Origin of the sequence: Actinomyces succiniciruminis (assembly GCF_900002405.1) — a bacterium.
In the GTDB taxonomy this organism is placed as follows: Bacteria; Actinomycetota; Actinomycetes; order Actinomycetales; family Actinomycetaceae; genus Actinomyces; species Actinomyces succiniciruminis.
In genome coordinates this window covers 1-9,500 of the sequence record NZ_LK995508.1, presented here as the reverse complement: position 1 = coordinate 9,500, position 9,500 = coordinate 1, and the positions used below count along the sequence as shown (strand labels likewise).

General features: G+C 69.7%; 9 protein-coding genes and 1 tRNA gene. 7 read left to right on the top strand and 3 right to left on the bottom strand.

Features of this window, described 5'->3' with window-relative positions; genetic code table 11:
• Nucleotides 1-467 precede the first annotated feature (467 nt).
• Complete coding sequence (locus tag BN1056_RS08010) at nucleotides 468-1,337, bottom strand: alpha/beta hydrolase (RefSeq protein ID WP_210580258.1); 870 nt, start codon at nucleotides 1,335-1,337, stop codon at nucleotides 468-470.
• Between the two features lies 1 nt (nucleotide 1,338).
• The gene (locus tag BN1056_RS08005) at nucleotides 1,339-2,448 is read right to left on the bottom strand and encodes an NADH-dependent flavin oxidoreductase (RefSeq protein ID WP_280516455.1); all 1,110 of its coding nucleotides are present in this window, start codon (nucleotides 2,446-2,448) and stop codon (nucleotides 1,339-1,341) included.
• 293 nt (nucleotides 2,449-2,741) lie between these two features.
• Between BN1056_RS08005 and BN1056_RS08000 the strand changes: the two genes are divergently transcribed.
• Both BN1056_RS08000 and BN1056_RS07995 read left to right on the top strand, forming a co-directional pair.
• On the top strand, nucleotides 2,742-3,368 hold the full coding sequence (locus tag BN1056_RS08000) for a phosphoribosyltransferase (RefSeq protein WP_210580256.1): 627 nt from the start codon (nucleotides 2,742-2,744) through the stop codon (nucleotides 3,366-3,368).
• 11 nt (nucleotides 3,369-3,379) lie between these two features.
• On the top strand, nucleotides 3,380-3,793 hold the full coding sequence (locus BN1056_RS07995) for a VanZ family protein (RefSeq protein WP_210580255.1): 414 nt from the start codon (nucleotides 3,380-3,382) through the stop codon (nucleotides 3,791-3,793).
• Between the two features lie 328 nt (nucleotides 3,794-4,121).
• Here the strand turns inward: BN1056_RS07995 and BN1056_RS07990 are convergent.
• Nucleotides 4,122-4,208: transfer RNA gene (locus BN1056_RS07990), tRNA-Leu, on the bottom strand.
• Nucleotides 4,209-4,697: 489 nt separating this feature from the next.
• On the opposite strand from BN1056_RS07990, the gene BN1056_RS07985 reads away from it, so the two are divergent.
• The 5 genes from BN1056_RS07985 to BN1056_RS07965 all read left to right on the top strand — a co-directional run.
• The gene (locus BN1056_RS07985; protein WP_210580254.1) at nucleotides 4,698-5,405 is read left to right on the top strand and encodes an FHA domain-containing protein; all 708 of its coding nucleotides are present in this window, start codon (nucleotides 4,698-4,700) and stop codon (nucleotides 5,403-5,405) included.
• On the top strand, nucleotides 5,402-5,863 hold the full coding sequence (locus tag BN1056_RS07980; protein ID WP_210580253.1) for an FHA domain-containing protein FhaB/FipA: 462 nt from the start codon (nucleotides 5,402-5,404) through the stop codon (nucleotides 5,861-5,863). Before BN1056_RS07985 ends, BN1056_RS07980 begins: the two co-directional genes overlap by 4 nt.
• Nucleotides 5,860-7,308 (top strand): PP2C family protein-serine/threonine phosphatase, encoded by a 1,449-nt coding sequence (locus tag BN1056_RS07975; protein ID WP_210580252.1) that lies wholly within the window; start codon nucleotides 5,860-5,862, stop codon nucleotides 7,306-7,308. Before BN1056_RS07980 ends, BN1056_RS07975 begins: the two co-directional genes overlap by 4 nt.
• The gene (locus tag BN1056_RS07970; RefSeq protein WP_210580251.1) at nucleotides 7,305-8,834 is read left to right on the top strand and encodes an FtsW/RodA/SpoVE family cell cycle protein; all 1,530 of its coding nucleotides are present in this window, start codon (nucleotides 7,305-7,307) and stop codon (nucleotides 8,832-8,834) included. The genes BN1056_RS07975 and BN1056_RS07970 overlap by 4 nt, the downstream gene beginning before the upstream one ends.
• The coding region (locus BN1056_RS07965; RefSeq protein ID WP_280516454.1) for a penicillin-binding transpeptidase domain-containing protein at nucleotides 8,831-9,500 on the top strand (670 nt) is incomplete at its 3' end. The genes BN1056_RS07970 and BN1056_RS07965, both read left to right, overlap by 4 nt.

The window sequence follows — 9,500 nt, the reverse complement described above, 5'->3', positions numbered from 1 at the left end:
TAGGTGTACGAACCGTCGTCGTTCATGCCGAACCGTTGCTGCTACCTGACGAACCGTCACCGGAACGCACGAACCGTCCGCACGCGCAACGGCGCCGACGACGTCCTGATCCGCCCGAACACGACCTCTGATCGGTCAACCCGAACACGACCTCATACGCCCGATGACGATCTCCCAAACACGAACACGACCACCTGGTGGGCCGGTTCTCGTCAAACAGAGCCCCGAACACGACCACCCCACAACAACCCGCGGGCCCGAACCACCACCCCCACAAACGGTGAGAGCCTGGAATGTCAAGATCCGGGACAAACGCGCCGGCAGCTGCCGTGACAACATTGAAGATCGTTGAAATCATGCGGACTCTCAAGCGGACCACGTCGCTCCGAACGCCGTTTGTCCCGAATCCGGACACTTCAGCCGACTTCAGTGCGAAGCACCCGTACCTACGCACCGGGTCGCACCGCTCAGGCCCAGGCACGCACCAGACGCACGATGGCGTCCGCGACCTCCTGGTCCTTGCCCTGGTAGGTGTGGCCGGTGCCCTGGATCAGCACCAGTTCGTTGGCCTCCGGGGCGGCGGTGTGATCATTGATCGTCGCCAGGAACCCCGCCGGGTCGCCATAGGTGAACCGGTCATAGGTGCCGATGAGCATGGCGCCGGTGTGCCGCATGGCGGCCACCTGACTGAAGTCGGCGTCGGCCTCCACGTGCACGTTGTCCAGGATGTTGTCGCACAGCCACTGGCGGGCGGTCTCCGCCCGGCAGGGCACCCAGCCCATGAGCGGGAACGGCAGCCGCTGCTCCCCCAGGCCGCGGTCGACGTAGTCGCGCACCACGGCCCGCTCCTGCGCCGTGACCTGGTTGGTCAGGTGGCGCAGGTTGGCGGGGCTGAGCAGGAGGAAGTGCTCCACCCGCTCATCGTGGTGGCGCGCCAGGTAGTAGATGACCTTGTTGGCGCCCAGGGAGTGCCCGGCCAGGATGATTCGCCGATAGCCGGCGGCCTCCGCGTAGTCCAACCAAGCCCCCAGATCCTCGTCGGTGAAGGCGAAGTCCTCGTTCCACGAGCCGATGACCTCCTCCTGCCCCGTCACCGCGTTGGTGCCGGGGATCTCGTTGAAGTCGTCGTTCGTCTGCGCGTACACGAAGTCGATGCCGGCCCGGTTGAGGGTCTGTCCGAAGGTGACGTAGAAGGGGTTGGCATAGAAGTTGCCGTGGATGCCGGTGATGGCGATCACCACCGTGTCCGCGGCGTGGGCCGGGAACAGGGCCCCGTCCAACACGCTGCCCCGCCGGGTGGTCACCGTCAGGGCGCGCGGGCGGCGCAGCCCCGGCATCTCAGTAGTCCTCGCTGCGGTACCGGGGGCTGAACTGCTTGGAGCGCGGATAGAAGTCGGTCCCCATCCGGGTACCCTCCAGCATGGCCTGCGTGTAGCGGTAGCTGTCGGCCTTGTCCCAGTCGAAGGTCGTCTCGATCTCGTCCTCGCGGCCGGTGCGGATCAGCTCGATCAGGTGCGGGTTGAGCAGGACGCTCTTGCCGATGGCCAGCAGTTCGGCCCAGCCGGTGTCCCAGGCGCGGATCATGTCGTCGGCCGTGTACAGGTTGCCGACGCCGATCAGCGGCAGCCGCCCACCGATGCGCTCGTGCAGCAGCTGCATGCGGGTCAGGGAGGTGTCCGCACCCCGACGCGCCTTCTTGTAGAAGTCCCACAGGGACACGTGCAGGTACTGCAGCGGCTTGTCCAGCAGGGCGTCGACCAGGGCGAAGGTGTCCGCCATGGTCAGGCCGCGCTCGCCGGGCTCCTCCGGGGAGAAGCGGTAACCCACGATGAAGTCGGGCCGGTGGTGCCGGCGGCGCACGGCGTCGACGGCGTCCACGACCGCCAGCGGCAGCGCCATCCGCTTCTCGCGCGAGCCGCCCCAGTCATCGGTGCGCAGGTTGGTGTTGCCGGAGAAGAACTGCTGCACCAGCCACCCGTTGGCGCCGTGAATCTCCACGCCATCCAGGCCGGCCTCAAGGCTCAGCTCGGCGGCGCGGGCGTAGGCGTCTACCAGGCCGCGCACCTCCGCCTCGGTCATGGCCCGCGAGCCGGCGAAGGGAGCCGTGGTGGGGGAGACGACGTCGTGCCCCTGGGTCATCTCCCTGCGGGCGTGTAGTCCGGAGTGGGCGAGCTGGACGACGGCGAGCGCCCCCTGGGCGTGGGCGATGTCCGCATACTCCTTGAGCGTGGCCAGGTGCCGGGAGTCGAAGGCGTTGGGGGACTCGAAGCCGATGCCGCCCGGCGCCACGTTCGTGAACGGCATGATGAACAGGGAGAAGCCCTTGAAGCGGTCGTTCCAGAAGCGGCGGGCGGCGTCGGTGAGCTCGCCGTCGGCGCCCGAGTCGTAGATCGTCAGCGGCGCCACGACGAGCCGATTCTTGAGCGTCACGCCGTTGTTGAGTTCCAGGGGTTCGAAAAGCGGCGCTTACTTCGGGTTCATCGCACTCATCGTGGATGCCTCTCTATGGGATGGGTCCCGGCCGGTGCCGACCGGGCTTGCCTCCCACAACCCAAAAGACGCCCAGTCATATCCCGTTGGCGACCGTCTATCCGGTCACGTCGCTGCGCCCACGCCCCGGCCCGAACGAAGGCCCACCCCGGGATGCTCCCGTGTTCTGCTCGGCCTTACTCCCTGAGCCGCGCCGACGCCGTCCGTCGGCCGCGCGACACTCATGGGTGACGGCGCGATAGGCCGCTACCATGCAGAGGGTGACCGACGCGCGCAGCACTGCCCAGTCTCCCTCGATCCCCTTCGACGACGGCGCCACCTCGGATGCCGCCCCCGACCGCGAAGAGCTGACCTGGGAGCTGTTCGGCCGCGCCGAACGCGAACTGTCCGCGCAGATCGTGGCCTCCGGCTGGGTGCCGGACCTGATCATCGCCATCGCCCGCGGCGGCCTGATCCCCGCCGGCGCCATCGGCTACGCGATCGGCATCAAGGCCATGGGCGCCGTCAACGTCGAGTTCTACACCGGGGTGGGACAGACCCTGGAGGAGCCGGTGGTACTGCCACCGCTCATGGACGCCTCGGACCTGCCCGGCAAGAAGGTGCTGGTGGTAGACGACGTGGCCGACTCCGGCAAGACCCTGAAGATGGTCATGGAGCTGCTGCAGCACCGGGGCCTCGACCTGGGCGGTGAGACCGTGGCCGTGGACGCCCGCAGCGCGGTGATCTACCGCAAGCCGCGCAGCATCTTCGAGCCGGACTACTGCTGGCGGGTGACCGACAAGTGGATCAACTTCCCCTGGTCGGTCCTGCCGGTCATCACGCCCTCGTCGCTGGACCAGGAGCAGACCGACCAGCTGGACGCGCGCGTCGGGCGCTGAAGGGGCGCGACATGCGGACCGGGTACCGCACGACCCGCGTGCTGGCCGCCGGTTACCTGCTCGTGGTCCTTTTCGCGGTGCTGTGGCCATCGGGAGGGGACGTCACCGCCGTCAAGGCCGGGTTGGGTCCCTGGTTCCTCACGCCGGCCGGAAAAGACATCGCCTTGAACCTCGCGATGCTGGCGCCGCTGACCTTCCTGGCCTGCCTGGGCTGGCCACGCGTGCCCTGGTGGACGTGGGTGCTCGCGGGCTGTGCCCTCAGCCTGGGCGCGGAGCTGATGCAGTGGGCCCTGCCGGCGCTCGACCGTCGGCCGTCGCTGTTCAACGTCGTCCAGAACGGCGTCGGCGCCTGGTTGGGCGTTGCGCTGGCCGGGCTGCTGTCGCGCCGCTGCCGGCGTAGCGGTACAGGTACCCGCCGTGTCTAGGGTCGGCCGCCGCGGGGGCAGGTCTGCCCTCGGTTGCCGGGCCGCTGGGTGGGCCTGATCGGTTCCGACGCCGGTGCGAGCGGTCTGCTCTCGGGCGTCGGGCCGCCGGGCCTCGTCTCGTACACGAGTTCCTCGCGAATACACGCGTTTTAGAGCTTTGCGGGCGCCGAACACGTGCAAACCTCTAAAACTCGTGTATCTGACGCGAAGGCGTGTTCATGTCGGCACCTTCGACCGGGATAGGCCGGGTCCGGCGAACACGAAACCGGCATCGGTCTCGCCGAACACGACAAAGGCCCGGGCTGGTGAACCAGCTCCGGGCCTTCCCTGGTGCGCGGGGGGGGACTCGAACCCCCATGATCGCAAGATCACACGGACCTGAACCGTGCGCGTCTACCAATTCCGCCACTCGCGCGTCGACGTGCGTTGATGCTAGCGGCTCGCAGGCGCCCGCGTCCAATCCAGACCGCCGCCGCCGACCGTGAAACCGCTCACCCGCATGGCGTACCACTTGCACGGCGCACGGTCCGGTCGGGCAAGCACGGACGAGCGGCGCTCCCCCACCCGCCCAGACTCCTAGGCCCAGGTTCCCGGCGACAGGGGGCGGCACCGAGTCTTCCCCGGCCAAGCCCCACACCTGCTCCGAGACACCAGCCCGACTCCGCCCAACCGCCACTCCGGGTAACGTCCCGATCGCAACACGGCCGTCGCTCCCACCTTCCCGGTGTAAGCGCCTCACCCGTTACGATTGGGGCAGGTCACCCCTGGATTCCGCCCAGGCGCACACACGCCACGGGCGGTCCCAGTATCGTGGCCGAATCAGGCCGCGTGCCGGGCACCCGCCCGCCTCGCGGACGGCAGCGGCGGCGCCGCGGCCGCTGTGAAACACACGGGGAGGTAGTCCATGGGTCTCCTGGACAAGTTCGAGAAGGGCGTCGGCAGCGTCGCCAATCGGGCCATGTCCCGGTTCTCCGATGACGTCGAGCCCATCGAGATCGCCTCGAAGCTGCGCGAGACGATGGACAAGCGCGCCGCCTCCTTCGCGCGCGACCGCTCCGTGGTACCCAACGTCTTCCGTATCCACCTGGCCCCCAGCGACGTCGAGCGCCTGAACACCTGGGGCATGGATGAGATGGTGCGGCAGATGGAGGAGGTCGCCACCACCCACGCCGGCGAGCAGGGCTACTCCTTCGTCGGACCGGTTGACGTCTCCTTCATCCCCGACGTGGGCCTCACGCCCCCCAACATCGAGATCGACTCCTCCACGCGCCGTGGCGCCGCCGCACCCGCGGCCGCCGCCACCGCCTCCCCCACTCATCCCATCCTGGACATCGACGGGCAGCGCTACCTGCTCACCGGCCCGGTCACCGTGATCGGCCGCGGCAGCGAGGCGGACATCATCGTCGACGACTCCGGCGTCTCCCGCCGCCACCTGGAGATCCGCCTCACCCAGGGGCATGCGATCGCCACCGACCTCGGCTCCACCAATGGCACCTTCGTGGAGGGCCACCGGGTCGACGCCGCCACCCTCCTGGACGGCAACACACTCACCATCGGCCGCACCCGGATCATGTTCTGGGACGGCACCCAAGGCACAGGAGCCAACGGGTGAGTGAGCTCGCGTTCACCATCGCCCGGCTGGGTTACCTGGTCCTGCTGTGGGTGTTCGTGTTCTTCGTCGTACGCGTGCTGCGCCGCGACGTGGCGGACGTGTCTGCCACCCCGACCCGACGGCGAGGTCTGCGCCGGGACGCCGGCGCCGCGGCCGGCCGCAACCGCGGCCCCACCCGCCTGGTGATCACCGAGGGGCCCCTGGCCGGCTCCATGGTGCCCCTGACCCCCACCTCCATCACCATTGGACGCGACCAGAACTGCACGCTGGTGCTCAATGACTCCTACGCGTCCTCCCGACACGCCCGCGTATTCCCCAAGGACGGCGCCTGGTGGCTGGAGGACCTGTCCTCCACCAACGGCACCACGCTTGCGGGGCGGCCCGTGTACGGTGCCGTTGAACTGCCCGTCGGAGTGCCGGTGCGAATCGGCCAGACCACCTTGGAGCTGCGCCCATGACCATCTCCCTGCGCTATGCGGCCAGGAGTGACGTCGGGCTGGTCCGCGCCTCCAACCAGGACTCCGGCTACGCCGGCCCGCACCTGATGCTCCTGTGCGACGGCATGGGTGGCCCCGCCGGCGGAGACATCGCCTCCGCCGTCGCGGTGGAACACCTGGTGCCGCTGGACGCCGACTCCCACCAGGCCGGCGAGCTGCTGGACCTGCTGCGCGGCGCCGTCCAGGAGGCACACACCGACCTGGTCTCGCTGTCCGCCGACAACCCCGACCTCGCGGGCCTGGGCACCACCTGCATCGCGATCATGCGCTCGGGCAACAAACTCGCCATGGTGCATGTGGGTGACTCGCGCGCCTACCTGCTGCGCGGCGGCGAACTCACCCAGGTCACCACCGACCACACCTTCGTGGAGTACCTGGTGGAGACCGGCCGCCTGACGCGCGAGCAGGCGCGTCGACACCCGCAGCGCTCCGTGTTACTGCGCGTGCTCGGCGACGCCGAGGGCGACGTCCAGTTGGACGAGTCCATCCGTGAGGCGGTGCCCGGCGACCGCTGGCTGCTGTGCTCCGACGGGCTGAGCGGCCCGGTCTCCGCCGACACCATCGGCGAGGTGCTGGCCACGGTCGATGACCCCGGCCAGGCGGGCGACCAGCTCATCGACCTGGCGCTGCGCGCCGGCGGCCCCGACAACATCACCGTGGTGGTGTTCGACGTCGTCGAGAACGACCCCCAGCCGCAGACCGACACGCAGATCGTCGGCTCCGCCGCCAACCGCCGCGCCCGCCTGCGGCAGGCCGCCACGGGGGAGCAGCCCCCCGTATCCGCGGATCCGGCGGACACGACCCCGGCGACGACGCCGGCCGCGAAGGCCGCCGCGCTGGTGGCGGGCCTGGACTCCGAACCGGCCCCCAGCAACACCACCGAGGAGGAGGCGATCGCTGCCCAGGCGCGCAGCCAGCTCGCCCGGCGCCGCAAACGTCGGCTGCGCTCGACCATCGCCTCCCTGATCCTGGTGCTGGCCCTGCTCGGCGCAGGCGTCCTCGGCTACCAGTGGACCCAGTCCCAGTACTACGTGACCACGCTGAATAACCGGGTCGTCATCTATCAGGGCATTCCGCAGGAGATCGGGCCGATCTCCCTCAGCCACGTGGTACAGACCTATGACGAGCCCGCCGTTGATGCGCTGAATTCACAGATTCTGGCCACCCTTGAGCGGACCGTGCAGCAGCCCTCCCTGGACGCCGCCCGCCAGTACGTGCGCACCACGGTGATGGATAACCTGGTTCAGGAGCCGGCGGCCACCCCCACCCCCGTACCGACCGAGACCCCGACCGCGACGCCGACGGCCACCCAGGCTCCCACGGCCGCATCCAGCCGGGGCGCCGGCTCCTCCTCCACCCGCGCCCTGGGCCCGGCCGCGCCGGGGCAGCGGGAGTCGAGCACATGACCTCCCCCGCCCGTCCTGCATCGGTTCCGGCCTCGGCGTCGTCGCGCCACACGGGCCGCTGGGCCGAGGCCGGCCTGCTGCTGATCGCGCTGGTCATCGGCCTGGCCGCCTTCGTGCTGACGGCTCTCAACCGCACCGGCGCATCCCCCGCCCAGTCGCTGCGGCTGGCGGCGGCCCTGGCCGTGGTGTGCCTGGTGGTGCACCTGTGGGTGCGCCGCACCGCCCCGTGGGCGGACCCGGTACTCCTGCCGACGGCGGTCGCCCTCAACGGCATCGGCCTGGCCATGATCCACCGGTTGGACCTCTCCTACGAGCGCACCGGGCAGGTCCACGACTACGGCACCAAGCAGGCAATATGGACCGCCCTGGGGGTGGTCCTGTTCTGCCTGGTGCTGTTGATACGCGACCACCGGCTGCTGCGCCGCTGGGACAGTTGGGCCATGTGGGGCGGCCTGGGCTTCCTGGTGCTGCCGTTCGTGCCCGGGCTGGGCACGGAGGTCAACGGCGCCCGCATCTGGATTCACCTGGGACCGATGTCCTTCCAGCCGGCGGAGCTGACCAAGGTGCTGCTGGCGATCTTCTTCGCCTCCTATCTGGTCTCCAACAGGGACAACCTGGCCCTGGCGGGTCGACGGGTGCTGGGAATGAACCTGCCGCGCGCCCGGCACCTGGCGCCCCTGCTGGTGGTGTGGGGCGTAAGCATCCTGGTGCTGGTGCTGCAGCGGGACCTGGGCTCCTCGGTGCTGCTGTTCGGCCTGTTCGTGGTCACCCTGTACGTGGCCACCGACCGGCCCAGCTGGCTGGTGATCGGCGCCGCCCTGTTCCTGCCCGCCGCCTGGTTCGCCGCCACCCACCTGGCCCACGTGCAGCAGCGCATCACCGCCTGGATGCACGCCATGGACCCGTCCGTCTACGAGATGCCGGGCGGTTCCTGGCAGCTGGTGACCGGCCTGTTCGGCATGGCCTACGGCGGACTGATGGGCACCGGCTGGGGTGAGGGCTACCCGAACCTGACCACCTTCGCCAACTCCGACTTCATCGTCGCCTCCCTGGGTGAAGAACTGGGACTGACGGGCACGCTCGCCATCCTCATGCTCTACCTGATCCTGGTGCAGCGGGGGCTGCGCACCGCCCTGGCCCTGCGGGACGGCTTCGGCAAGCTGCTGGCCACCGCGCTGTCCTTCACCATCGCCCTGCAGGTGTTCGTGGTGGTCGGCGGGGTCACCCGGCTGATCCCGCTGACCGGCCTGACCACCCCGTTCCTCGCCTACGGCGGCTCCTCGCTGATCGCCAACTGGATCATCCTGGCGCTGCTGGTGCGCCTGTCCGACGCCGCCCGCCGCCCCGCCGCGGCCGCCCCCCGCATCATCGACACCGCCGACCTGCCCACCTCCCTGCGCAAGCAGGTGCAGGACGCCGACGACGCGCCCGCCCCGGCCCGACCCGAGGCGGCCCCCGAGCGGGCCGACGCCGAGCCGCCCGCCTTCGCTCCCCACCGTCCCGCGGATGAGGAGGGTGACGCATGAACCGACAGATCCGCCAGGTCACCGTGCTGGTGCTGGTCATGGTGCTGGCGCTGGCAGCCTCCCTGACCAGCGTGCAGGGGCTGAACCGACCGGCCCTGTGGGAGTCCTCCTCCCAGCAGGGCACGCTGACCACGGACTCGCGCAACGCCCGCATGGTCTATGCCCAGTTCGGCACCGACCGGGGCCAAATCCTGGCCGGCGACACCGTGATCGCCGACTCCGAGCCCTCAGACGACGCCTACACCTACCAGCGCACGTACCCGGGCGGGGAGTTGTACGCCCCGCTGACCGGCTACTTCTCCACCTCCTTCTCCTCCATGACCGGGCTGGAGCTGACCGCGAACTCGGTGCTCAACGGGGAGGACCCGTCCCTGTTCTCCAGCCGCATCAAGTCCCTGGTGACCGGGGAGACCCAACAGGGCGGCGCCATCAAGCTGACCATCGACCCGCGAGTGCAGCAGGCCGCCTGGGATGCGCTGGGCGGCCGGCGGGGTGCCGTGGTGGCCCTGGACCCGTCCACCGGCGCGATCCTGGCCCTGGTCTCCTCCCCCTCCTACGATCCCAACCTGCTGGCCGCCCACGACTCCGACACCGTCCAGTCGGCCTGGGAGTCCCTGAACGACGACCCCGCCAAACCGCTGGTCAACCGTACCATCGGCGGGGACC